The sequence below is a fragment of the Actinomycetospora straminea genome (genome assembly GCF_028737255.1).
GTDB classification, from domain to species: Bacteria; Actinomycetota; Actinomycetes; order Mycobacteriales; family Pseudonocardiaceae; genus Actinomycetospora; species Actinomycetospora straminea.
Window position 1 is genome coordinate 63,080 of sequence record NZ_JAQZAN010000002.1, and the last position, 23,172, is coordinate 86,251.

22 protein-coding genes are annotated in these 23,172 nt (G+C 74.9%); 8 read left to right on the plus strand and 14 right to left on the minus strand.

Annotation, left to right across the window (positions count from 1 at the left end; translation table 11 throughout):
- Positions 1 to 84: 84 nt before the first annotated feature.
- Entirely contained in the window at positions 85 to 1,659 is a 1,575-nt protein-coding gene (locus PH190_RS03540; protein ID WP_274230119.1) for a hypothetical protein, read from the plus strand.
- 114 nt (positions 1,660 to 1,773) lie between these two features.
- The gene (locus PH190_RS03545) at positions 1,774 to 3,825 is read left to right on the plus strand and encodes a DUF1996 domain-containing protein (protein WP_274230120.1); all 2,052 of its coding nucleotides are present in this window, start codon (positions 1,774 to 1,776) and stop codon (positions 3,823 to 3,825) included.
- A gap of 27 nt (positions 3,826 to 3,852) precedes the next feature.
- Here the strand turns inward: PH190_RS03545 and PH190_RS03550 are convergent, their stop codons facing one another.
- The 9 genes from PH190_RS03550 to PH190_RS03590 form a co-directional block, all read right to left on the minus strand.
- Positions 3,853 to 4,290, minus strand: a complete 438-nt coding sequence (locus PH190_RS03550; RefSeq protein WP_337993788.1) for a DUF3099 domain-containing protein — start codon at positions 4,288 to 4,290, stop codon at positions 3,853 to 3,855.
- A 126-nt stretch (positions 4,291 to 4,416) separates the two neighbouring features.
- Positions 4,417 to 5,007, minus strand: a complete 591-nt coding sequence (locus PH190_RS03555; RefSeq protein ID WP_274230121.1) for an HhH-GPD-type base excision DNA repair protein — start codon at positions 5,005 to 5,007, stop codon at positions 4,417 to 4,419.
- A 4-nt stretch (positions 5,008 to 5,011) separates the two neighbouring features.
- Positions 5,012 to 5,539 (minus strand): GNAT family N-acetyltransferase, encoded by a 528-nt coding sequence (locus tag PH190_RS03560; protein ID WP_274230122.1) that lies wholly within the window; start codon positions 5,537 to 5,539, stop codon positions 5,012 to 5,014.
- Positions 5,540 to 5,557: 18 nt separating this feature from the next.
- On the minus strand, positions 5,558 to 6,304 hold the full coding sequence (locus PH190_RS03565; RefSeq protein ID WP_274230123.1) for a DUF1365 domain-containing protein: 747 nt from the start codon (positions 6,302 to 6,304) through the stop codon (positions 5,558 to 5,560).
- On the minus strand, positions 6,298 to 7,539 hold the full coding sequence (locus tag PH190_RS03570; RefSeq protein WP_274230124.1) for an NAD(P)/FAD-dependent oxidoreductase: 1,242 nt from the start codon (positions 7,537 to 7,539) through the stop codon (positions 6,298 to 6,300). The genes PH190_RS03565 and PH190_RS03570 overlap by 7 nt, the downstream gene beginning before the upstream one ends.
- 12 nt (positions 7,540 to 7,551) lie before the next feature.
- Positions 7,552 to 8,256: an alpha/beta fold hydrolase gene (locus tag PH190_RS03575; RefSeq protein ID WP_274230125.1), complete on the minus strand. Its 705-nt coding sequence runs from the start codon at positions 8,254 to 8,256 to the stop codon at positions 7,552 to 7,554.
- A gap of 28 nt (positions 8,257 to 8,284) precedes the next feature.
- Positions 8,285 to 8,875, minus strand: coding sequence for a maleylpyruvate isomerase family mycothiol-dependent enzyme (locus PH190_RS03580; protein WP_274230126.1), 591 nt, complete (start codon positions 8,873 to 8,875; stop codon positions 8,285 to 8,287).
- Positions 8,872 to 9,303, minus strand: coding sequence for a VOC family protein (locus tag PH190_RS03585; protein WP_274230127.1), 432 nt, complete (start codon positions 9,301 to 9,303; stop codon positions 8,872 to 8,874). Before PH190_RS03585 ends, PH190_RS03580 begins: the two co-directional genes overlap by 4 nt.
- Positions 9,304 to 9,313: 10 nt before the next feature.
- On the minus strand, positions 9,314 to 9,757 hold the full coding sequence (locus PH190_RS03590; RefSeq protein WP_274230128.1) for a helix-turn-helix domain-containing protein: 444 nt from the start codon (positions 9,755 to 9,757) through the stop codon (positions 9,314 to 9,316).
- 105 nt (positions 9,758 to 9,862) lie between these two features.
- Here PH190_RS03590 and PH190_RS03595 point away from each other — a divergent pair, with 105 nt between their 5' ends.
- Positions 9,863 to 10,324 (plus strand): peroxiredoxin, encoded by a 462-nt coding sequence (locus PH190_RS03595; RefSeq protein ID WP_274230129.1) that lies wholly within the window; start codon positions 9,863 to 9,865, stop codon positions 10,322 to 10,324.
- A 6-nt stretch (positions 10,325 to 10,330) separates the two neighbouring features.
- On the opposite strand, the gene PH190_RS03600 is transcribed toward PH190_RS03595, so the two are convergent.
- Entirely contained in the window at positions 10,331 to 11,143 is an 813-nt protein-coding gene (locus PH190_RS03600; protein ID WP_274230130.1) for a DUF1295 domain-containing protein, read from the minus strand.
- Positions 11,140 to 12,465 carry an SAM-dependent methyltransferase gene (locus PH190_RS03605; protein WP_274230131.1) on the minus strand — a complete coding sequence of 442 codons (1,326 nt, stop codon included), beginning with the start codon at positions 12,463 to 12,465 and terminating at the stop codon, positions 11,140 to 11,142. Before PH190_RS03605 ends, PH190_RS03600 begins: the two co-directional genes overlap by 4 nt.
- 151 nt (positions 12,466 to 12,616) lie before the next feature.
- Here PH190_RS03605 and PH190_RS03610 point away from each other — a divergent pair, with 151 nt between their 5' ends.
- Positions 12,617 to 13,303 carry a M50 family metallopeptidase gene (locus PH190_RS03610; protein WP_274230132.1) on the plus strand — a complete coding sequence of 229 codons (687 nt, stop codon included), beginning with the start codon at positions 12,617 to 12,619 and terminating at the stop codon, positions 13,301 to 13,303.
- Between the two features lie 12 nt (positions 13,304 to 13,315).
- Positions 13,316 to 14,188, plus strand: coding sequence for a lysophospholipid acyltransferase family protein (locus PH190_RS03615; protein ID WP_274230133.1), 873 nt, complete (start codon positions 13,316 to 13,318; stop codon positions 14,186 to 14,188).
- A 118-nt stretch (positions 14,189 to 14,306) separates the two neighbouring features.
- Here the strand turns inward: PH190_RS03615 and acs are convergent, their stop codons facing one another.
- Entirely contained in the window at positions 14,307 to 16,244 is a 1,938-nt protein-coding gene (gene acs, locus PH190_RS03620) for an acetate--CoA ligase (protein ID WP_274230134.1), read from the minus strand.
- Positions 16,245 to 16,484: 240 nt separating this feature from the next.
- Between acs and PH190_RS03625 the strand changes: the two genes are divergently transcribed.
- The 3 genes from PH190_RS03625 to PH190_RS03635 all read left to right on the plus strand — a co-directional run bounded on the left by PH190_RS03625 (position 16,485) and on the right by PH190_RS03635 (position 19,623).
- Positions 16,485 to 17,993, plus strand: coding sequence for a DUF7782 domain-containing protein (locus PH190_RS03625; RefSeq protein WP_274230135.1), 1,509 nt, complete (start codon positions 16,485 to 16,487; stop codon positions 17,991 to 17,993).
- A 7-nt stretch (positions 17,994 to 18,000) separates the two neighbouring features.
- Positions 18,001 to 18,426, plus strand: coding sequence for a D-aminoacyl-tRNA deacylase (gene dtd / locus PH190_RS03630; protein ID WP_274230136.1), 426 nt, complete (start codon positions 18,001 to 18,003; stop codon positions 18,424 to 18,426).
- Between the two features lie 189 nt (positions 18,427 to 18,615).
- Positions 18,616 to 19,623 carry a sigma-70 family RNA polymerase sigma factor gene (locus PH190_RS03635; RefSeq protein ID WP_274230137.1) on the plus strand — a complete coding sequence of 336 codons (1,008 nt, stop codon included), beginning with the start codon at positions 18,616 to 18,618 and terminating at the stop codon, positions 19,621 to 19,623.
- A gap of 253 nt (positions 19,624 to 19,876) precedes the next feature.
- Here the strand turns inward: PH190_RS03635 and PH190_RS03640 are convergent, their stop codons facing one another.
- Positions 19,877 to 20,380 (minus strand): hypothetical protein, encoded by a 504-nt coding sequence (locus tag PH190_RS03640; protein ID WP_274230138.1) that lies wholly within the window; start codon positions 20,378 to 20,380, stop codon positions 19,877 to 19,879.
- Positions 20,381 to 20,461: 81 nt separating this feature from the next.
- Positions 20,462 to 23,155, minus strand: a complete 2,694-nt coding sequence (locus PH190_RS03645) for a bifunctional acetate--CoA ligase family protein/GNAT family N-acetyltransferase (protein WP_274230139.1) — start codon at positions 23,153 to 23,155, stop codon at positions 20,462 to 20,464.
- Positions 23,156 to 23,172 lie beyond the last annotated feature (17 nt).

Sequence of the window (23,172 nt, forward strand, 5' to 3'; positions counted from 1 at the left end):
GCGGATTCCCCGGAACGGCACCTACGCCGCCGACCGGGCTGTCACGGTGAGCGCGCCCCGGTCCACCGACGGTGAGGAGGCCCCGTGGCCCACCCGGCCCCGCACCTGACCCGGCGCGCCCACGCCGGCGCCGTCGCGGTGCCCGCGGACGAGCTCCCCGGCGACCCGGGCTCGCTCCGGCGCGACGTGCTCGCCGTCGTCGGCGAGCACCGCGCTCGGCTGGCGCGCCTCGCGCTGCACCTCGTCGTCGCCGCGCTGCCGCTGCTGGCGATCTCGGCGCACGTGTTCGGGCTCGCGCCGATGAACGTCACGGGCGGCCTGTTCGTGGTGCCGCTGACGCTGCTCGTGCTGGTGCTCGGCGTCTTCGCGCCCGTCGGCGAGGACCGGATCGTGCTGACGGGGGCGGGGTGGGGCGTCGTCGCCACCCTCGTCTACGACGCCGTCCGCCTCGACACCGTCTACCTGCTCGGCTGGTGGGGAGACTTCATCCCGACCGTGGGCACCTGGATCCTCGGCGACACCGGCGGCGCCACCGCCACCGGCGCGATCGTGGGGTACCTCTGGCGCTACGTCGGCGACGGCGGCGGCATCGGGGTGACGTTCTTCCTGCTCGTCGCCGCCAACGGGCTGCGGCGCTGGGGCGAGCGGGCGACGGTGGCCGCGGCCGTGGCGTTCGCGGTGTTCCCGGTGTGGACGGGGCTGGTCGCCACGGTCGCGATCGCGCCGCGGGGCGAGCGGCTGATGTTCCCGCTCACGCCCACCACCGTCGCCCTGTCCCTGCTGGGGCACCTCGTGTTCGGGCTGGTCCTGGGGCTCGGGTGCGCGCGGTGCCGCGGGCTCGAGGAGCGCTGGCCCTGGCCGGCGCTGCTCGACCGGCCGTGGGCGGGGCCGACCGGCGCTCCGGCCCGTCCCGACGACGGCTGGGGGCCGGCGGACCTCGTGGTGGCGCGGTCGGCGGGGAGGTCCGGGGTGTCCCTGCCGGGCCGGGCGCGGGCCGCGGTCCCCGAGGCGCCCGGCGAGGTCACCGAGATCGTCGTCGAGCGCCCGATCGCCCGGCCGGGGTGGTCGCCGACGCCGCGGAGCGCTCGCGCGGGGGACGACCCGCCGTCCGGCCCGCTGCCGGTCGGCCGACGGGACGGGTCCTCCGCGACGGCCTGGGCCGAGGCGTGGCAGCGGTCGTCGGTGGGGCCGCCGCTGCGGCCTCCCCTGGGCCCGGCGCCCGGCCCGCCCCGGCGGGAGGCGGTGGGGCGCGCGTCCGGTCCCGCGTCGGTCGGTCAGCCGGTCGGACAGCTGGCCGGTGAGCCGGCCGGTCGGCCGGTCGGTGGGCCGGCGGCCGGGTCGCGTCCGGTCGGCCCGCCGTCGGGTCCCGTGCCGGTCGAGCCGCCGTCGGGGTCGGTGCCCCCGAGTCGCGAGCGGGACCCCGGTCCGGTGCAGGTGTTCGGGACGCCGTCGGCGCCCGTGCCGCTCTGGGGGGCCGGCGGCCCGCGCGCGCCGCGGGCCGCCGGGTGGCCGTCGGGCTCAGCGCCGGCCGACCGGCGGGCCGAGGCCTGGGGGCTCGCGGTGCCGCCCGAGCACGCCGACCCGTGGCTCGGCGGCCCGCGCGAGGTGCCGGGCACGAGTTCGGCGAAACCGCACCCGACGTCCGCGACGCGTCGCTAGCGTCCGCGACACGGAGTCAGTACCAGGGAGCGGAGGGCGATGAGCGGGTCGGCGTGGGGGCCGGGTGGGCGTGGTCGGGCGGGATCGGGGCGTCCCGGCGCGCGCTCGTCCGACGTGCCCGAGAGCCCCTGGGCCGCGCTCGACCGGAGCTCCGGCCCGCGCCGCCTCCCGGTGCTGCTGCTCGGCTTGGTCGGGGTGGCGGCGCTGGTCATCGGCGTCGCGGTGGGCGCGGGCACGCCCGTGGTGTCCCACGGCGGGCTGGTGTCGATCGCCGACGACGAGGACTCGTCCGACGACGGTGGGTCGGGGTCCGACGAGGAGTCGGGGTCGGGCTCGGACTCGGGGTCGGGGTCGAGCTCGGGCTCGGGCTCGGACTCCGGGTCGGGGTCGGACTCCGGTTCCGGCAGCGGGTCAGGCTCCGGCGGCGGGCCGGACTCCGGTTCCGGCAGCGGGTCAGGCTCCGGCGGCGGGTCGGGTTCCGATGACGACTCGGGCTCCGGGTCCGATGCCGGCTCTGGTTCCGGCTCACGCTCCGGCTCCGGTGGCGGCTCCGGCTCCGGCTCGGGCTCCGGTGGCGGCTCCGGCTCGGGCTCCGGCTCCGGTGGCGGCTCCGACTCGGGCTCCGGCTCCGGCGGCGCGCAGGACCAGGGCGACGAGGGTGGCCAGGGCAGCGACCAGGGCGGCGACCAGGGCGGCGACCAGGGCGGCGACCAGGGCGGCGACCAGGGCGGCGAGCAGGACGGCGGCGGCGGCGGTGGTGGCGGCGGCCAGGCCGGCGGCGCGGGTGCCGAGGGCGGCGAGGAGTTCCCCAACCGCGACCAGGCCGGGCGGGCGTCGGCGAACGAGTACATCTCGATCGAGCAGGCCGACCAGGGGGTCCGGGGCGAGGGCGGGGTGTTCTCCGGCGGGAGCTACACCATCCGCTGCGCGATGAGCGCCCACCACAACTCCGACAACTTCATCATCGCCCCCGGCGTGCGCAACGGCGCCCAGCACACCCACGACTACGCGGGCAACGAGGGCACCAACTTCGCCAGCGAGGACGAGACGCTCGAGGAGTCGACCACCACCTGCACCAACGGCGACCGCTCCCCGATCTTCTGGCCCGTCCTGCGCGACCTGCGTGGCCAGGGCCCCGACGTCGGCGCCGACGGCGGCAGCCTCGACGGCAACGTCGGGTCGTTCATCGAGCCGTCCGCGGTCGACTTCACCTTCCACGGCCACGGCACGCGGCGCACCGAGCCGCTGCCGCTGAACATCGCGCTGGTCACGGGCTCGGCGAAGGCCGGCACCACCGGCGGGGAGGGCAGCAACGCCAAGTTCACCTGCACCGGCTCCGGGGGGCGGATGACCGACCTCTACCCGATGTGCCCGCAGGGCTCGACCCTGCAGCGGGTCTACGACTTCCCGAGCTGCTGGAACGGACAGGACCTCGACTCCGAGGACCACAGCAGCCACATCGTCTACCCGGACGAGGACGGCGAGTGCGCCCAGGACCTCATCCCGGTGCCCGCGCTGCGCATCACGGTGAACTACGAGGACCCGCCGCCGGGGCGCCAGTTCGCGATCGACAGCTTCCCCGAACAGCAGCACAACCCGATCACCGACCACGCGCTGCTCGAGTACCTCTCCTCCGAGCGCCGCGCGCGGGAGGGCGCCGAGTGCATCAACGCCGCGCGGCGGTGCGTGCAGGGCCCCGAGCAGGACGCGGCGGCCGCCGGGTCGACGGACGCCGTCGACCGGGTGCCGCGCTCGCAGACCTTCGCCCACGCCCTCGCGACCCACGCGCGGCACGGCCAGAAGCACCCGGCGGCCCGGGTCGTGCCGCCGGGACACGGCACCCACGGCACCCCCGGCGCGCACCGCACACCGGGCACGGCCTCCGATCCCGGGGCCGCCCCGGGCCTCGCCGCCCCGCGTGACGGGCACGCCGGCCACGACGGTCACGCGGCCGGAGCGAGCGGAGCGGGCGGCGTTGGCCGCACGCTCGCCGGCCCGGCGCTGGGCGCGGTCCCGGCCTCGGTCGCCGACCCCGACCGGGCCCGCGGGTCCTCCCCCGCCCTCACGCCGCCGGCCACGCTCGGACGGCTGCCCGGCGTCGCGCCGCTCCCGGGTCTCGCCGCCCCGCTGACGTCGCCCGGCCCCGTCGCCGAGCACGGCACCTGACCCGGCACGGCGGGCGGCGTCGGGTGACTAACCCCCGGTGCCGGTGCGCGGGGGCTCGTGGTCGGCGGAGTCCTGCCGCGGCTGGCGCGGGCGCTCGCTGTGTCCGACGTAGGGGCTGCGGCCCTCGAGCACCTCGGCGGCCTCGATGATCCGGGCGTCCGGGACCGCGCCGAGCTGGGTCGACTCGCGCTTGTAGCGGTTCGGCTTCTCCGCCTTCTTCGCCGGCCGGTCGTTGGCGATGAGCACCGCCACCCACGGCAGCGGCACGGACAGCACGATGAACGCCACCGCGACCCAGGGCCACTGGAACGCGATGCCGAAGATCCCGGCCAGCACGAGGCACGGGATGCGGCAGGCCATGATCAGCGAGTACCGCTTCTTCCGGGCCGCGAACTCCTCGTCGTACGAGATCGCGGCCTCGGTGATCAGGATGGGCTGCCCGTCGTCGTCGTGACGTCGGTTCACGCTCGTCGCCTCCTCGGCACCTGCCGTCCCCCGCGGGTGCCCGCACACACCACCCTGAACCCTGGACGGGTCGCGCGCCACCGGAACGCCGTGAGCGGTCCCGGGTGGGCGCCGGTCAGGGCCCGATCAGGACGCCGACTCGGCCTTCGCGGCCTTCGCCGCCTTCTTCTGGGCCTGCTTGAAGTCGCGGACCTCGCCGAGCGTCACCGGGTCGACGACGTCGGCGATCGAGCGGCGCGACCCCTCGTCGCCGTACGACCCGGCGGCCTCGCGCCAGCCCTCGGGCCGCACACCGCACTGCTTGCCGAGCAGCGCCGTGAAGATCTGGGCCTTCTGCTTGCCGAACCCGGGCAGGGACTGCAGGTTCGCCAGCACCTCGCGTCCCGACGCCGCGTCGACCCAGAGCCGCTCCGCCTCGCCGCCCCAGTCGGCGACGAGCTGGCGGCACAGCGCCTGCACCCGCTCGGCCATCGAGCGCGGGTAGCGGTGCAGCGCGGGCGGGCCGGTGAAGGCCGCGACGAGCGCCTCGGTGTCGTACTCGGCGATGCCGGCGGCGGTCAGGGGGCCGCCGAGGCGCTCGGTGAGCAGCGCCGGCGACGCGAACGCCCGCTCCATCGGGAACTGCTGGTCGAGCAGCATCCCGATGAGCAGCGCGAGCGGGTTGGCGCTCAGGACCGCGTCGGCGTCGGCGTCCTGGGCGAGGGTCAGGTCGGGCACGGGGTCAGCCTCGCAGATCCTTCTCCAGCACGGCGAACACGAAGTCGTCGCCGCGGGGCTCGCCGACGCCCTCGGCGCCGTAGGGGAACGGCCGCGTCTCGCCGGTGCGCACGTAGCCGCGACGCTCGTACCAGGCGATGAGCTCGGCGCGCCGGTCGATCACGCACATCTCCATGGCCGTGGCGCCGCGCTCGCGGGCGTTCTCCTCCGCGGCGGAGAGCAGGGTCGACCCGACGCCGCCGGCCTGCACGTCCGGGCGGACCGCGAACATGCCGAACGACGCGGTGCTCGCGCCCTCGGCGAGGGTGACGGCCGCGCAGCCGACGAGGTCGCCGGCGACGAGCACCGTGATCGCGGGGTCGGCGACGTCGGCGGCGAGCAGGTCGCGGGTGGTGCGCGGGCCGTCGATGAGGTCGGCCTCCGACGTCCAGCCCTGGCGTCCCGACGGTCCGCGGTAGGCGCTGTGGACGAGGGCCAGCAGGGAGTCCACGTCCGCGGCGTCGGCGACGCGGACGGTGAGAGAGGCGGTCACGGAGCCCCAGTCTGCCCGTCAGCCGGTGAGCCGGCCCAGCCCGCGGTCGCTGTCGGCCGGGGTCCGCGGGACGACGGGCACCCCGCGCGCCCAGAGCCGCACACCGCGGTGCCGGATGGCCGCGGCGACGCGCAGGGTCACCGCCGGGTGGCGGACGACGGCGGCCAGCACGGCCCGCGGGGTGGCCGCGCGACGGCGTCCGCGCAGCGTGGCGACGAAGGCGGTCGCGCCCTCGCGGCGCAGGACGACGGTCGCGGCGAGCGTCGCTCCCGGCTCGGGCACCCGCATCCGGTACTCGCCGTCGACCGGGAAGAACGGCGAGACGTAGAAGGCCTTGTCGACCCGTGCCCGGCCGGCCTCGGGATCGTCCGCGACGTCGAGCAGGTAGTGGTGTCGCCCGCCGTAGGTGTTGTGGACCTCGGCGACGACCGCGACCAGCGCCCCGGTCGCGTCGCGGCACCAGTACAGGGTGATCGGGTTGAACACGTGCCCGAGCACGCGGGCGTGGGCGAGCATCAGCACCCGCGCCGGGCGCGCGATCCCCCGCGCGGCGAGGAACGCGTCGAGGTTCTCGCGGATCGAGCGCCCCGGGTCCCCGAGGTGGTCGGCGCTGCGGAACCGCGCGAACGGCCGCAGCGGCGTGGGCAGGCGGGGCAGGTCGTCGAGGTCGACGAGCCAGAGGTAGAGGCGGTGGGTGAACGCGTCGTCGAGGCGCTCGAGGCGACGGTGCCCGACCTCGGCCTCGTAGAGCCAGGCCGTCACCACGCGACGCCGAACGACGCCGCGGCCCGCGCTCCCGACGCGCAGCCGTCCTCGTGGAACCCCCAGCCGTGGTAGGCGCCGGCGAAGGCGACGCGGTCGTCGGACAGCTCCGGCAGCCGGCGCTGCGCGGCCACCGACTCCGGGGTGTAGGCGGGGTGCTCGTAGACCATCCGCGCGACCACGGTCTCCGGGTCCACGCGGTCGGTCGCGTTCAGGGTGACGACGTGCGTGTCGGGGCCGGGGAGGCCCATCAGCCGCGTCATGTCGTAGCTGACCAGCACCCGGGACTCCCCCGGCACGCGCAGCAGGTTCCACGACGCGCGGGCGCCGGCGGCGCGCGGGAGCACCGAGGTGTCGGTGTGCAGCCAGGTCTCGTTGCGCGAGTAGCGGAACGCCCCGAGCACGTCCACCTCGGCCGGCCGCGGCGCGAACAGCATCCGGAGGGCGTCCGGGGCGTGCACGGCGACGACGACGCGGTCGAAGCGGTGCTCGACGTCGGCGTCGTCGCGCAGGAGCACCCCGTCGCCGGTGCGGACGAGCGCGCGCACGGGCGTCGACACCTCCACGGCCGCGAGCCCCTTCGCCGCGCGCTCGACGTAGGACCGCGAGCCGCCGACGACGGTGCGCCACCGGTGCGAGCCGCCGACCGAGAGCATCCCGTGGTGGGCGAGGAAGGCGAACAGGTAGCGCGCCGGGTACCGCCGCGAGAGCTCCGGGCCCGAGGACCACACCGCCGACACCACCGGGACCGCGAACATCTCCACGAAGAAGCGCGAGTAGCCGCCGGCGTCGAGGAACTCGCCGAACGTCACGTCCTCGGCCAGCGGCGACGTCCCGTCGACCACGGCACGCGCGGCGCGGTGGAAGCGCAGGACCTCGCCGAGCATCCGCAGGTAGCGGGGCCGCGTGAGGTTCCGCGGCTGGGCGAACAGGCCGCGCGGGCCACGGGCGCCGGCGTACTCCAGCCCGCTCGCCTCGTCGCGGACGCTCATGCTCATCTCGGAGTCCCGCGTCGCGACCCCCAGCTCGGCGAACAGGCGCAGCAGGTGCGGGTAGGTGACGTCGTTGTGGACGATGAAGCCGGTGTCCACGGCGAGCGCGCCGACGTCGTGGGTGTGCGCGTGACCACCGAGGCGGTCCTCGGCCTCGAACAGCGTCACGTCGTGGCGCCGCTGCAGCAGGTACGCCGCCGTCAGCCCCGCCACACCCGCCCCGACGACCGCCACCCGCTCGCGCACGCCACCACTCCCCTACGGATCGCCGAGGGGGACCGCCAGTCCGTCGGGGTCCCCGGCCGCCATGGCCTTCGCGACGGACTCGGTGAACGGTTCGAGTCCGAGGGCGCCGAGGGCGAACCGTGAGGCGAGGTCGTGCCACGCGCCCGCGCGTCGCAGCATCGCGTGGCCGTCGCCGAGGACCTCGAAGCCCGCCACCCGGTCCGAGACCGTCGCGACCCGCCCGGCGAACCACCGCGACGCCTGCGGGCTGGTCATCCGGTCGCGGTCGCCGTGGGCGACGAGCAGGGTCTGCCCGGCGAGGTGCGCCCACGGCTCGTCGCGCTCGATCCACGGCGCGAGCCCGGCCACCCCGACGACGCCCGGGTCGCCGCCGACGCGCAACGCGGCCCGGCCACCCATCGAGTGCCCGACGAGCACGACGGGGACATCGCCGTGCCGCGCCCGCAGGTCCCGCAGGGCCCACCGGGCGTCCTGCACGGGGTCGAGGTCGGGGGCGTTCCAGCCGCGGTAGCGGTAGCGCAGCAGCCCGACGTCGACGCCGCGGCGAGCGCCGGCGGCGGCCAGGCTGCGGGCGAACGGCACCATCCGCAGGTAGGGCAACCGCAGCCCGTCGGCAGCGTCGCGCCCCTCCGGCCGGCCGCCGTGCAGGACGAGGACCGCGCCCGTGACGGGCCGCCGGGTGGCGGGGCGGACACGGTCGAGGCGCGGCAGGGTCACGTCACCATCCTGCGGCCGCGAGCCCGTCTCAGCGCGCGAGCGCCGACCCGACGGAGCGGCCGGACAGGGTGAGGACCAGCTCGGCCGCGCCGGCGGTGACGGGCTCGCCCCGGCCGTGCGCCCAGTCGAGGTCGGTGGCCCGCAGTGCGGAGCCCGTGAGGTCGACGCCGAACACGGTGCGGTCGCCGGGGGCGACGAGCTGGTCGAGCACGGTCCGCGCGGCCTCGTCGGCGCCGACCCGGCCGAGCCCCAGCGGCACCGTCACGTCCAGCCCGTGGATCACGACGTGGGCCAGCGAGCCGGCCATCCCGCCGCCCGGCTGCGCGAAGCCGGCCATCGTCGCGCTGCGCAGGTCGGCGAGCAGGGCCTCCGGCGGCAGCGCCGTGTCCGCGTCGGCGAGACGGTCGGAGGTGCGGGTGACGTCGTACCCGTCGGCGGCCAGCTCGGCGCCGAAGCGGTCGGCCGGGTACCGCGCGGCCGTCGTCAGGTGGGCGACGACGTGGGCCACCGACCAGCCCGCGCACAGCGAGGCGGCCGCCCACCGGTCGGGCCCGAGCGGGGCGAGCGCGTCCGCCAGCGCGGCGAACTCCCCCGCGACGAGCGCGTCGAGCGTGGTCATGCCGTTCCTCCGTCGTGGCGTGACTGGGTGAGCCGGACCTGGTTGCCCGACGGGTCGCGGAAGCCGGCGTCGAGGCCGTAGGGCCGGGCCTCGGGCTCCTCGGTGAACTCGACGCCGCGGGCGGTGAGCAGCGCGTGGTCGCGGCGCACGTCGTCGGTGGCCAGGAAGATCGCCCCGCCGAGGCCCTGGGACGTCACCGTGCGGATCAGGTCGCTCTGCTCGCGGGTCACGACGGGGGGTTCCGGGATGGCCATGAGGACGAGCTCGGGCCCGCCCCCGCCCGGCGGCCCCACGGTCAGCCACCGGAACCCGCCGAGCTCGGGGAAGGTCGCGTCGGCGCGCAGCTCGAACTCGACCTTCTCCGTCCAGAACGCGCACGCGGCCTGCTGGTCGTGCACCCAGACGTTGACGCGGTGGACGGCGATCACGCGTCCGAGCCTAGGAAGCGCCCGCCGCCGGGTCCTCTCGAAAGCTCCGGTTCCGGGGACGGCCGTGGAAACGCACGACGCAGCCCGGCACCAGCGCGTGGTCGTGGGCGGGCGGGAACGCCGCGCGATAGGCGGTGGGCGTGCGCCCGAGGACCCGCCGGAAGCTGACGGTGAAGCTGCCGACGCTGCTCAGACCCACCTCCGTGCAGATCCGGGCCACCGAGTGGTCGGTGTGGCGCAGCAGCCACGCCGCCCGTTCGAGCCGGCGCGTGAGCAGGTAGGCGTGCGGCGTCACCCCGAACGCCGCGGCGAACCGCTCGCTGAAGTAGGCGGGGCTCAGGCCCGCGGCGCGAGCGAGGTCGGCGACCCCGAGCGGCTCGGCGTAGGACCGGTCGGCGAGGTCCCGCGCGCGCAGCAGGTGGCGTTCGACCGGGTGGGAGGTCGACGCGGGCACGGCGCCATCATCGCGGGCCGGACCGTCCGGCGTCACGGTCGCCGAACCGCCGACGGCCCGGCCGCGAACGCGCTCGCGGCCGACCCGCCCCTCGGAAGGACACCGATGAAGACCGGAGACCTCGCCCCCGACTTCGAGCTCGCCGACGACACCGGCACCCGCCGGACGCTCGCGGGGCTCCTGGCCGACGGCCCGGTGGTGCTGTTCTTCTACCCGCTGGCCTCGTCGGGCGGCTGCACGCAGGAGAGCTGCCACTTCCGCGACCTCGCCGGGGAGTTCGCGGCCGTCGGCGCCCAGCGGGTCGGCATCAGCGCCGACCCGGTCGAGAAGCAGCGCGCCTTCTCCGAGGCCCACGGCTTCGACTACCCGTTGCTGTCCGACCCCGACGGCGAGGTGGCGAAGCAGTTCGACGCCAAGCGGTCGTGGCTGCCGATGCTGCCGATCAAGCGCAGGACGTTCGTCATCGACACCGACCGCACCGTCCTGGGCGTCATCGGTGGCGAGATGAAGTTCGACCAGCACGCCGACGACGCGCTCGCGCTGCTGCGGTCGCGCCAGGGCGCCTGACGCCCGTCAGGTGGCGCGCGCCGCGCGCGTGCCCGGGGGCAACGGCAGGAAGCCGGAGGTGCGCCGCACGTACTCGGCGTACCCCGGCCGTCCCGACATCGAGCGCTCCGTGAGCTCCTTGCCCGTCACCGACACCAGCAGGTAGGTCATCAGCGTCGGCCCGACGGCCGTCACCAGCGCGAGCGGGTGACCGGCGGCGACCACGAACACGCCCCACCAGACGCAGGTGTCGCCGAAGTAGTTCGGGTGGCGGGTGAAGCGCCAGAGCCCGGTGTCGAGGATGCGGCCCCGGTTCGCCGGGTCGGCCTTGAACGCCGCGAGCTGCGCGTCGCCGACCGTCTCGAAGACGAACCCGACCAGCCACACGACGACGCCCGCGACCACCACCGGCAGCACCGTCGCGGGACGCAGCATCGCCGCGAGCACGGGCAGCGCGACGACGAGCATGACGGCCGCCTGGGGCACGTAGACCCGCCGCAGCACCGTCGCCGTCACCGCGCCGGGCGGGTGGTCGTCGCCGAGCATCGCGGCGTAGCGCGGGTCCTCGCCCCTCTCGTGGTTGCGGCGCCCGATGTAGACCGCGAGGCGCAGCCCCCAGATCGCGACGAGGGCGAGCACGACCGTCCGCACCAGCACGTCGCCGGTCCCCAGGACGCCGGAGAGCACGAAGGACACCACGGCGACGGCGACGAAGCCGAGCCCCCAGGTGACGTCGACGACGCTGTGGCGCCCCGTCGCCCGGGCCACCACCAGCGTCACGCCGAACGCCACGAGGACGGTGACCACCGTGCCGGCCAGCAGGACGCCGGCGGCGATCACGAGGTCTCCGCGTCGCGGCGGGTGGCCACCGTCCAGTCGTCGCGGGTGGCCGGCATCCTGCTCGTGCCGCGGTCGGTGGGCCGCACGAGGAGGATCTGGTCGACGCCCATGCGGTTCTCCTCGAACGCCAGCGCGCCGCCTGCGAGGTAGAGCCGCCACATCCGCGCGCCGCGCTCCCCGACCAGCGCCACGGCCTCGTCGAAGCGCTCCTCCAGCGTGGCGAGCCAGGCGCGGATCGTCGGGACGTAGTGCTCGCGCATCACGTGGACGTCGCGGACCTCGAGGCCCGCGCGCTGCAGGAAGGTGAGCGTGTCGCCGACCGGGCGCATGACCATGTCCGGGGTCACGTAGGTCTCGATGAACGCGCCGCCGCCCGGGGCGTCGGCGCCCCGCGACATCTGCTGCACCAGCGCCCGCCCGCCCGGGCGCAGCGCGCCGTGCAGCGTCGCGGCGAACGTCGGGTAGTGCTCGTCGCCGACGTGCTCGCCCATCTCGATCGCGCTGACGGCGTCGAACGGGCCGTCGGCGGCGGTGATCCGCGCGGCGACGTCGCGGTAGTCGAGCAGGTCGACCTGCACCTGCCCGGCGAGGCCCTCGGCGCGGATGCGGGCGTTGACCCGGTCACGCTGCTCGCGGGAGATCGTCACCGCGCGGACCTGCACGCCGTGCTCGCGCGCGGCGTGGACCGCGAGCGATCCCCACCCGCAGCCGATGTCGAGCAGGCGCCGGCCGGGGCCGAGGTCGAGCTTGTGGCAGATCAGCTCGAGCTTGTCGTGCTGGGCCTGCGCGAGGGTGTGGTCCGGGGAGGTCCAGTAGCCCGACGAGTAGGCCATCGAGTCGTCGAGGAGCAGGGCGTAGAAGTCGTTGCCGGCGTCGTAGTGGTGGGCGATGACGTCCCGGTCGCGCCGGCGGCTGTGCCGGCGACCCCGGATGCGGATGGCCTCGGGCGGCGGCGCGGGCTTCGGGCCGAGGAGCCCCAGCCGGGCGGCCGTGACGCCGAGTCCGGGCAGTTCGCGGGCGTGCGGGCGGCGCGCGGCGATGGTCCCCGAGCGCACCAGCGCCCACATCGTCGACAGCCCCGCGGCGAGGTCGCCGTCGACGTCGAGGTCACCGGAGACGTAGGCGTGCGCCAGCCCCATCTCGCCCGGCTCCCACAGCAGGCGGCGCAGCGCCCGGCGCGAGCGCAGCACGACCGTCGGCACCCCCGGGCCCGGTCCCGCCCCGGCCTTGCTCCCGTCCCAGGCCCGGATCCGCACCGGCACCGGCCCGTCGAGGAACGCCCCGACCGCGCCGACCACCCGCTGTGCTGCCCCTGCACCCACCCTGATCTCCCTCCGCCGTGTCGATGCGTGATCGGGCGAGGGGGGCCGGGCGGTTCGGTGCTGGCAGAGGGCGCACGGAGGGCGCTCCGTTCGGGCGTGCACGGAGTGTCGTTCAGGTGATGCGAGTACGGAACGTGCTCGAATTCACTCCATGGTGGGGGTGGACCTGGGGGTCAATGCTGTCCCGATCGTGGGGGAACCGGTGGCGTACGGGACGGGCTTCATAGCGTTACTGCTCGTCCTGATCTCTCGATACATCATCGGCTACCCCCTCACATTGGCTCACGAGGGTGGACACATGCTCGCCAATCTCTTCCTCCTACGAGGGAACGACGGATGGGAGCTCGAGGAGAACGCCGAGGCCGGGACGAAGTGGAAGAACGCCGGCGGCTGGATCAGGAAGAACCTCGGGTCCTTCATCGGCTACACCGCACCCCCGTTGCTCGGCCTCGGAGCAGCGGCACTCATCGCGGCGGGAAACCCCTGGGCCGTTCTCCTCGCGACCATCGTCCTGTGCATCCTGGCCGTCGGCCTGTCCCGGAACGGTCTCGCATTCATCGTCCCGGCACTGATCGTCACCGGCCTCACGTGGCTGCTGCTCGCTGGTTCGAGCGCCCTCCAAGCCGCCGTCGCGGTGGGCCTCGCGTGGGTCCTCCTGTTCGGCGGCCTCCTCCAGACCATTCGGAACCTCAGCGGCAGGACGGGCGACGGCGACGCCTTGTTCAGCAGAACCTGGATCCCGAACGCCATCTGGAACCTCATCTGGCTCTTCATCGCCGTCGTCGCCCTCATCGTCGGCGGCCAGCTGCTCCTGCGCCCCGGCTACATGCTCGGCTAGGGACATCCACGCATGCGCGCCCCGGCCCGGCCCGACATGATCCGGGGCATGGCGCGGCAGGACCGACTCCGGCGGATCTCCCAGGCACACGACCGTCGGCGGCCGGGGCGGGCGATCCGGCTCTGGCGCAAGCTGGCGATCTGGGTGCTCTACCCCCGCACCGACCGCGGCTTCTGGTACGGCTTCGCGATCGACCTGCTGTGGCCGGTGCTCATGGCCGTGGCCCGCTGGGACTTCCGCGGCGGTGAGCGGGTGCCGACGTCGGGCGGGGCCCTGCTCGCGGTCAACCACCTCTCCCATGTCGACCCGATCGTGCTGGTGTCGTACGTGGTGGCGCAGGGCCGGGTGCCGCGGTTCCTCGCGATGAAGGAGCTGTGGTCCCAGACGGTGGTCGGCGCGCCGCTGCGCGGGGGTCGGCACATCCCGGTCGACCGCTCGGCGTCGGGCATCGAGGCCTATCGCGCGGCGGTGGAGGCGGTGCGTCGCGGCGAGGTGGTCGTCGTCTATCCCGAGGGCGGGTTCGCCACGCACTCCGACGGCTGGCCCCGCGCCGCCCGCACCGGCATCGCGCGGATGGCCCTGGAGACCGGCGCGCCGGTGATCCCGGTGGCGCAGTGGGGCTCCAACCACCTGCTGCCCCCGAGCGCGACGCGCCCGACGCTCTGGCCCCGGGCGACGCTGCACGTGCTCGCCGGCTCGCCGGTCGCCCTCGACGACCTGCGCGAGGGCCGCATCGGGCGTCGCTCGCTGCAGGAGGCGACCGATCGGATCATGGGCCGCATCACCGAGCAGCTCGCGGTGCTGCGGCAGGAGGACCCGCCGCCGAAGCCCGAGGCGCCGGGCGCGGACGCTGAGCCTCGATCAACGGGGACTTCGGGCGCCTAGAAGCAGCGAACAGCGCGTTCGCTGCACACCACCCGCCCGACCAGGCCACGAACGAACGACGCCCTCGCCGCTCCGGGAGCAGCGAGGGCGTCGTTCGCTCGACGGGGCGGGCGGGCCCCTAGTTGTTCATCTGCTTCTGCATCTCCTCCACGACGGTCGGATCGACGAGCGTGGACGTGTCGCCCAGCTCCTCGCCCTCGGCCAGGTTCTTGAGGAGCCGCCGCATGATCTTCCCCGACCGCGTCTTCGGCAGGTCGTTGGCGAAGATCACCGACGCCGGACGGGCGAGCTTGCCGATCGACTGGGCGACCTGCTCGCGCAGCGCCTGCTCCAGCTCCTCGGTGCCCTGCTTGTCGCCCTTGAGCGACACGAAGGCGATGATCGCCTGGCCGGTGTCGTCGTCCTTGCGCGCCGCGACGGCGGCCTCGGCGACGTCCTCGTGCTCGACCAGCGCGCTCTCCACCTCGAAGGTCGAGAGACGGTGCCCGGACACGTTGACGACGTCGTCGATGCGGCCCATCAGCTGGATGTCGCCGTCGGCGTCGTACTTCGCGCCGTCACCGGCGAAGTACGCGTCGGAGTACTTCGACCAGTACGTGTCCTTGAACCGCTCGTCGTCCTTGTAGAGCGTGCGCATCATGCCCGGCCACGGCTGGGTGAGCACGAGGTTGCCGGTCTGCTCGACGTCGAGCTGGTTGCCCTCGTCGTCGCGGATCTCCGGCCGCACCCCCGGGAACGGCTGCTGCGCCATGCCCGGCTTGAGGGTGGTGATGCCCGGCAGCGGAGTGATCAGGATGTGACCGGTCTCGGTCTGCCACCACGTGTCCATGATCGGCGCGTGGCCGCCACCGACGTGGTTGCGGTACCACTCCCAGACGTCGGGGTTGATCGGCTCACCGACGCTGCCCAGGATCTTGATCGACGACAGGTCGTGGCCCTCGAGGTACTGCTCGCCCGCCTTCATGTGCGACTTGATCGCCGTCGGCGAGGTGTAGAGGATCGTCACCCCGTACTTCTCGATGATCTTCCACCAGACGTCCTTGTCCGGGTAACCGGGGACGCCCTCGAAGAGCACCGACGTGCACGCGTTGGCCAGCGGGCCGTAGGTGATGTAGCTGTGGCCCGTGATCCACCCGATGTCGGCGGCGCACCAGTAGACCGAGTCGTCCTTGACGTCGAAGACCAGGTTGTGGGTGGTCGCGACGCCCAGCAGGTAGCCGGCCGTGGTGTGCACGACGCCCTTGGGCTTGCCCGTCGACCCCGAGGTGTAGAGGAGGAACAGCAGGTCCTCGGAGTCCATGGGCTCGCACGGGCAGCTCTCGGGGTCGTCCGAGACGTTCGCCGTCAGGTCGTCGAGGTAGATGTCGCGGTCGCTCATCGGGATGTCCGCGCCGCTGCGCTTGACGACGACGACCTTCTCGACCGTCGTGGGGCCGGCGTCCAGGCCCTCGTCGGCATTGGTCTTCTGCGCGCCGGCCTTGCCGCCACGCATCGCCTCGTCCTGGGTGATGAGGACCTTGCACTCGAGGTCGTTGCACCGCTCGGCCACGGCCTTGCCGCTGAAGCCGCCGAACACGACGGTGTGCGGCGCGCCGAGGCGGGCGCACGCGAGCATCGCGACGACCGCCTCGGGGATCATCTGCATGTAGATGCCGACCGGTACGCCCTTGCCGACCCCGAGCTCCTTGAGCCCGTTGGCCATCTTCACGACGTCGCGCTGGAGCTGGGAGAACGTGATGTCCCGCGCCTCGGGCGAGTCCGGGCCCTCGTCGGGCACCACGTGCAGGGCGACCTTGTCACCCTTGCCGTTCTCGACGTGGCGGTCGACGCAGTTGTAGCAGGCGTTGAGCTTGCCCCCGACGAACCACTTCGCGTACGGGAGGTTCCACTCGAGGACCTCGTCGTACGGCTCGAACCAGTCGAGGCGCTGCTTGGCCTGCTCGTCCCAGAACTCCCGGAGGTCCTGCTCCATCATCTCCGGCCGCACGTTCGCCGTCTTCGACAGCTCCGGGTCCGGCGGGTAGGTCTTTCCCTCGGTGGCCGTCTGCTCCGACATCCGTGTGTGCCCTCCCGGTCGTCGTCCGCACCGCCAGCGCCCGACGACGCGCGGTGCCCCTTGCGGTGTGCGCAGCCTCACGCACCACCCGTCCCGAGGCAACGGTGCGTTCGGAGGGGTCGGGAGCAGGGCCGCGAAGATCGACTGCGCGTGCAGTGTGACGATCTGCGCGTGTCACGACCTGACCACTCCGACACACACCGCTCCCTCGCGGCGGGTGCTGTCGTTCCTGATGCCCGAATGTGGCGTGGCTTACTCGCGGCGTTCGGACGCGGTGAGTTCACCGTCGACGGCGTGGCCTCGCTCCTCGGCGCGGCGGCCCGCGCGGCGCTCGACCGCGGCGAGACGACGCCGGCCCGGCGCGCGGTCCGCGGCGCCGGTGACGCGGGCACGCTGGTGCGCCTGTTCCTGCTCGGCGACCCCGTCCCCCGCGCCGAGGCCGCGTCGGCGCTGGCGCCCGCCGATCTCGACGAGGCGATCGGGGCCGGGCTGCTGGTCGACACCGGCGGGCAGGTGACCGCCGCGCTGGACCTGCGCCCGCACGGCGACGCCTCGATCCCCGACGCCGCGCCGTGGTGGGTGCTCTCGGACCTGGAGGTCGGGCCGACGACACGGACGGCCGACCGCGAGCACGTCCTGGGCACCGGGGCGGCGTCGCTGTCGCTCGCGCGGGCGATGGTCCGCCGGCCGGTGGACACGCTGCTCGACGTGGGGACCGGGTGCGGGGTCCAGGTCCTGCACGCCTCCGGGCACGCCGCGCGGCTCACGGGCACCGACGTCTCGGCGCGCGCGCTCGCCATGGCCCGCGTGACCGCGGCGCTCTCGGACGTCGAGGTGGAGCTGCTCGCGGGGCCGTGGCTGGAGCCGGTCGCGGGGCGGCGCTTCGAGCAGATCGTCAGCAACCCGCCGTTCGTACCCGGACCGCCGCAGGTCGACCACGTCTACCGCGACGCGGGCCTCGGCGGCGACGGGGCCTCCGCGCTGCTCGTCGGGGCCCTGCCCGCGCACCTGACCGAGGGCGGGGTCGCGCAGCTGCTCGCGTCGTGGCTCGTCACCTCCGACGACTGGACCGAGCGTCCCCGCACCTGGCTCGCCGAGGCGGCGCGCACGGCGGCACCGGGCGGGCTCGACGCATGGGTCGTGCAGCGCGACGTCGCCGACCCGGCCCTGCACGTCGGCACCTGGCTGCGCGACGCGGGCGTCGACCCGGCCTCGCCCGAGGGGACGGTGCTCTCGGAGCGGTGGCTCGACTACCTCGCCGGCGAGGGCGTCCTGGCGATCGGGTTCGGCTTCGTGACGCTGCGTCGCACCGCGCCGGACGTGCCGGGCACCGTGGTCTGCGAGGATCTGCGCCAGTCCCACGACGACCCCCTCGGCCCCGAGATCGAGGCCTGGCTCGACCGCACGGCCTGGCTCGCCGGGCACCCCGGCGACGCCCTGCTCGACGCCCGCCTGCGCGTCCCCGACACCGTCGCCCTCGAACGCGGCCTGGTGTCGACCGACGAGGGCTGGGACCCCGTGGCGGCGACGCTCGTGCGCCTGGACGGCCCGCAGTGGCGCCACGACGTCGACGAGCTCGGCGTCGCGCTCCTCGCCGGCTGCCGCGGCCACCTGCCGTTGCGCGACCTCGTCGACCTGCTCGCCGTCGCGCACGGCCGCGACCCCGAGGAACTGGCGGTCGCCGCGCTGCCCGTCGTCCGCGACCTCGTGCACCACGGGATGCTGGTGCCGGCAGGAGGACCGACGTGAGGACACCGTGAGGGCCGTCGTCAGCCGCGTGACCGAGGCGCGGGTGGTCGTGGACGACGAGACCGTCGGGGCGCTGGACGGGCCCGGGCTGCTGGTGCTGCTCGGCGTGCACCGCGACGACGGCCCGGACGCCGCGGGGACGATGGCCCGCAAGCTGCACGAGCTGCGCCTGCTGCGCGACGAGCGCTCGTGCGCGGAGACCGGCGCGGGCCTGCTCGTCGTCAGCCAGTTCACGCTCTACGGGGACACGCGCAAGGGGCGGCGCCCGTCGTGGTCGGCGGCCGCGGCGCCCGACGACGCGCGGGCCGCGGTCGACGCCGTGGTGGCGGCGCTGCGCGGCCGCGGGGCGCCGGTGGCCACCGGGAAGTTCGGGGCCGACATGCGCGTTGCGTCGGTGAACGACGGGCCGTTCACGGTGATCGTGGAGATCTGACGCCGGACCGTCCGTCGTCCCGGTCGGAGATCCCGGGACGTTGCCCCGCGGTGGCGCGCGCCATGCGTCGGGCACGCCACACCGGGCACCCCGCTGTTGTATCCCACGACGGGAACGAACGCCGCCCCCGACGCGTTCGACCATGTGACGCGGCGCCACAGCACCTTCGCGCCGCGCAGGGAGGAAGCAATGACGGCGACACTCGCACCGCAGGCCGGCCCCGACGCGGCCGTGCCCACCGGGCCTGCTGAGAGCGACCTCGACGCCCAGGGCCCTGCGGCGGACCTCGTCCGCGTCTACCTCAACGGTATCGGAAAGACCGCGCTCCTGACGGCCGCCGACGAGGTGGAGCTGGCGAAGCGCATCGAGGCGGGCGTGTACGCCGCGCACCTGCTCGAGCAGTCCGGCGCGGACGGCGAGGTCCTCGACGGCCGGCGCGCCGCCGACCTCCGGGCCGTGGCCCGTGACGGCCGCCGCGCCCGCGCGCACCTGCTCGAGGCCAACCTGCGCCTGGTCGTGTCCCTGGCCAAGCGCTACACCGGCCGGGGCATGCCGCTGCTCGACCTGATCCAGGAGGGCAACCTGGGTCTGATCCGGGCCGTGGAGAAGTTCGACTACACCAAGGGCTTCAAGTTCTCGACCTACGCGACGTGGTGGATCCGTCAGGCCATCACCCGCGGCATGGCCGACCAGGCCCGCACCATCCGCCTGCCCGTCCACCTGGTCGAGCAGGTCAACAAGCTGGCCCGCATCAAGCGCGACCTGCACCAGACCCTCGGCCGCGAGGCCACCAACGAGGAGCTGGCGGAGGAGTCGGGCCTGGCCGTCGAGAAGGTCGCCGACCTGCTCGACCACAGCCGCGACCCGGTGAGCCTGGACATGCCGGTCGGCTCCGAGGAGGAGGCCCCGCTCGGGGACTTCATCGAGGACGCCGAGGCCACCGACGCCGAGTCCACGGTCATCTCCGGCCTGCTCCACGACGACATGCGCCGCGTCATCGCGACGCTGGACGAGCGCGAGCAGAACGTCATCCGGCTGCGCTACGGCCTCGACGACGGCCAGCCGCGCACGCTCGACCAGATCGGGCGCCAGTTCGGGCTCTCCCGCGAGCGGGTGCGCCAGATCGAGCGCGAGGTCATGGTCAAGCTGCGCGACGGTGACCGCGCGCGTCGCCTCAAGGCCTACGCGGCGAGCTGACACCGGGGCGACTCGGGTGCTCGATGGGTACGGAGCGTCACCGGATCGGTCCGGTGACCTCCGCCCCATCGCCGCCTTGACGGTGACTCGCGGGTAACGGCAGTCTGAACCGCACGGGCCGCGTGTGACCCCACTCACGTGGGGCCATCGGTCCGGCCAACCACGAGACGGGCGCGGCCCGTCAGCGACGGGAGACCGGGACGGTCGGGGGCCGGCCCGGTCTTCCGGCTTTCGTCGTGCCCACGGGACGTGCCTACGGGACCTCGCCGGTGAGCACCACGGGGCGCTCCCCCAGCGGCGCGTCGAGCGTCGCCTCCAGCGGCGGGTAGACCAGCTCCCGCGTGCAGGGACCCGGTCCGGTGCTGAACTGCACGACGCGCAGGACGACGCGCTCGCCCTGCTCGACCACCTCCAGGCGCGCGTCCGTGCACCCGCCACCACGCCCGTAGACGCCGACGACGCGGTCGTCGCGCGTCCAGACCAGCGTCGGCAGGCCCGCCGGCAGACCGGTCGCGTCGACCCGTTCCCCCGCCAGCGCGCTCGCCCCGGGCGGCGGGGTCGCGACCAGCGGGTCCGGCGCGGCCGGCGACGGCCGGTTCGAGGGTGGGGCGTCGGTCGGGATGGTCGACGACGGGGGCCGCGGCGCCGGGTCCGGCGGCTCCGGGGTCCCCGACGACCCGCAGCCCGCGGCCAGCAGGACGACGGCCGCGAGCAGGCCGAGCCGCACGATCGGCGGAGTCACGGGGGCGGTGCGCATGGTCGTCCGACCGTAGGGCGCCTGCGCCGTCCCCCGCGCCCGCGCCGGGTCATCCGTGCGGGTGGGGTTCGCCCTCCCGGGTCAGCGCAGCCGGCGCGGGCCGCCGTCGCGGGGCCCCGGCGGCGGGCCCAGCACGACGGTGACGCCGGTGGCGTGGGCCCCGCGGTCGGCGGCGAGGACCGGGTCGAGCACCAGCGAGCGGATCTCGGGCACGGCGTCGGCGAGGACACCGATGCGCAGCACGAGATCCTCGAGCGCCGGCAGGTCGACGCGGCGGGCCCCGCGGTAGCCGTCGAGCAGCGGGGCCGCCCGCGGGGCGCGCACGAGCGTCGCGGCGTCCATCGTCGACAGCGGCGTGGCGCGGTAGGCGCGGTCGTCGAGCAGCTCGCCGACGACCCCGGCGAGCCCGAACGACACGAGCGAGCCGAACGACGGGTCGTCGCGGACCTCGACGACGCACGGGATGCCGGGCGGCGCCTGCACCTGGACGTACACCTCGTCGCTGCCCGAGAGCTCGACCAGCTGCGCGTACGCGGTCGAGATCGCCGTGGACTCGGTGAGCCCCACGTGCACCCCGCGCAGGTCGGTGCGGTGGCGCCAGCTCCGGTCGGCGGTCTTGAGCACCACCGCCCCGCCCAGCTCGCGGGCCGCGGCGACGGCGGCCTCGGCCGAGGTCACCCGGCGGAACGGGGCGACGACCACCCCGACGCAGCGCAGCAGCGCGTCGGCCTGCTCGTCGGAGAGCACGGTGCGCGGCGCCGGCGCCATCTCCGCGACGAGCGCCCGCGCGGCCTCGACGTCCGCACCGTCGGGCACCACGAACTCGCCGACGGGCCGCGAGCGCCACTGCGTGTAGCGCACCGCCCGGGCCAGGGCGAGCACCGCGCGCTCCGGGCTCGGGTACGACGGGATGCTCCCGCGCCCCGGCCCCCCGCGGGGGCCGTCGGGCACCGTGAGCACCTCGGGGACACCCTCCGAGGCGACGAACGTCGAGACCACCGGCTTCTCGGCGCCGTGCACCGCCTCGGCGAGGGCCCGCGCGTGGTCGGTCGGGTCGGTGGTGACCGCCGGGACGAACACGACGACGAGGGCGTCGCACTGGTCGTCGGCGAGCAGGTCGGCGACCGCGGCGCGCAGCTCCTCGGCGCCGCTGGACGTGCCGAGGTCGACCGGGTCGCGGGCCAGGAAGAGCCCCTGGGCGAGCACGACGTCCGCCGCGAGGACCCCGAGGGCGGTCGAGTTGCCGACGATCCCGACGCGCGGTCCGGGCGGCAGCGGCTGGTGGGCGAGCAGCTGGGCTGCGTCGAAGAGCTCGTCGACCGAGTCGACGCGGATGACCCCGGACTGGTCGAAGACGGCGCCGACCGCGGCCTCGTCGATGGGCTGCGCGCTGCCCGCCAGCCCCGGTGCGGCGGCCACGTGGCGCCCGGTCTTCACGGCGATCACCGGCTTCTGCCGCGCCAGCCGCCGGGCGACGCGCGCGAACTTGCGCGGATTGCCGAAGGTCTCGAGGTAGAGCAGGACGACGTCGGTGTCGGGGTCGGTGTCCCAGTACTGCATGAGGTCGTTGCCCGACAGGTCGGCGCGGTTGCCGGCCGACACGAACGACGACAGTCCCAGGCGGCGGCTCGCGGCGGCCTCGAGGATCTGGATGCCCAGCGCGCCGGACTGGCAGAAGAACCCGACACGCCCGGGCGGCGGCAGGGTCGGGGCGAGCGAGGCGTTGAGGGACACCCGCGCGTCGAGGTTGATCACCCCGAGGGCGCTCGGCCCGACCACCCGCATGCCGTTCGCCCGGGCGTCGGCCACCAGCTCGCGCTGCGCGGCGAGCCCCAGCGGGCCCGTCTCCCCGAACCCCGAGGTGATGACGACGAGCGCGCGCACGCCCTTCGACAGGCAGGCGTCGAACACGCCCGGGACCTCGTCGGGCGGGACGGCGAGCACCGCGAGGTCGACGTCGTCGGGGATGTCGGTCACCGTCGGGTAGGCGCGCACGCCCCGCACCGAGCGGGCCTCGGGGTGCACCGGGTAGACGGGGCCGGTGAAGCGGGCGCGCAGGAGGTTCGCCAGCACCACGTGGCCGATCTTGTTCTCGTCCGGCGAGGCGCCGACGACCGCGACCGACCGCGGCGAGAGCACGTTGGCGACGCTGCGGGCCTCGGCGCGCTGCTCGCGGGCGAGCTGCACCTCGCGGCTGCGCGAGGTCGACGCGACGTCGAACTCCAGGTGCAGCGTCGAGCCCTCGAGCGCCCGGCTGACCTCGAACCCGGCGTCGCGGAACACCCGCACCATCTGCTGGTTCTCGGTGAGCACCTCGGCGACGAACCGGGTCAGCCCGCACTCGCGCGCGGCGGCGGCGAGGTGCTCGAGCAGGATCGACCCGAGCCCGCGGCCCTGGTGGTCGTCGCGGACGACGAACGCGACCTCGGCGGCCGTCGACTCCGCGAGCCGCACGTAGCGCCCGATCGCGATGATCTCCCGGCCCAACCACAGGACGAGGGCGACCCGGTCGTGGTGGTCGACCTCGACGAAGTTCTTGAGGTCGCGCTCGGGGATCTTCGGGTAGGGGCTGAAGTAGCGGTAGTAGCGCGTGCGGTCGGAGAGACGCCCGTGGAAGGCGACGACGTCGTCGGCGTCCTCGGTCGAGATCGGCCGCAGGTGGGCCGTCGCGCCGTCGGAGGCGACGACGTCGGCCTCCCAGTGCGCGGGGTAGGGCGCGTCGGGTACTGCCCGGACCTCTGCGGTGATGGCGTCGGGGTCCGCCGTGTCGGTCATCCTCGCCCTTTGGCTCA

What these genes read in the sequence shown, in the direction of transcription:
- acs (WP_274230134.1), bottom strand. Translation starts at nt 16,244, where the DNA reads ATGTCGGAGCAGACGGCCACCGAGGGAAAGACCTACCCGCCGGACCCG.
- PH190_RS03595 (WP_274230129.1), top strand. Translation starts at nt 9,863, where the DNA reads ATGAAGACCGGAGACCTCGCCCCCGACTTCGAGCTCGCCGACGACACC.
- PH190_RS03625 (WP_274230135.1), top strand. Translation starts at nt 16,485, where the DNA reads ATGTGGCGTGGCTTACTCGCGGCGTTCGGACGCGGTGAGTTCACCGTC.
- PH190_RS03580 (WP_274230126.1), bottom strand. Translation starts at nt 8,875, where the DNA reads ATGACCACGCTCGACGCGCTCGTCGCGGGGGAGTTCGCCGCGCTGGCG.
- PH190_RS03640 (WP_274230138.1), bottom strand. Translation starts at nt 20,380, where the DNA reads ATGCGCACCGCCCCCGTGACTCCGCCGATCGTGCGGCTCGGCCTGCTC.
- PH190_RS03610 (WP_274230132.1), top strand. Translation starts at nt 12,617, where the DNA reads ATGGTGGGGGTGGACCTGGGGGTCAATGCTGTCCCGATCGTGGGGGAA.
- PH190_RS03645 (WP_274230139.1), bottom strand. Translation starts at nt 23,155, where the DNA reads ATGACCGACACGGCGGACCCCGACGCCATCACCGCAGAGGTCCGGGCA.
- PH190_RS03635 (WP_274230137.1), top strand. Translation starts at nt 18,616, where the DNA reads ATGACGGCGACACTCGCACCGCAGGCCGGCCCCGACGCGGCCGTGCCC.
- PH190_RS03615 (WP_274230133.1), top strand. Translation starts at nt 13,316, where the DNA reads ATGCGCGCCCCGGCCCGGCCCGACATGATCCGGGGCATGGCGCGGCAG.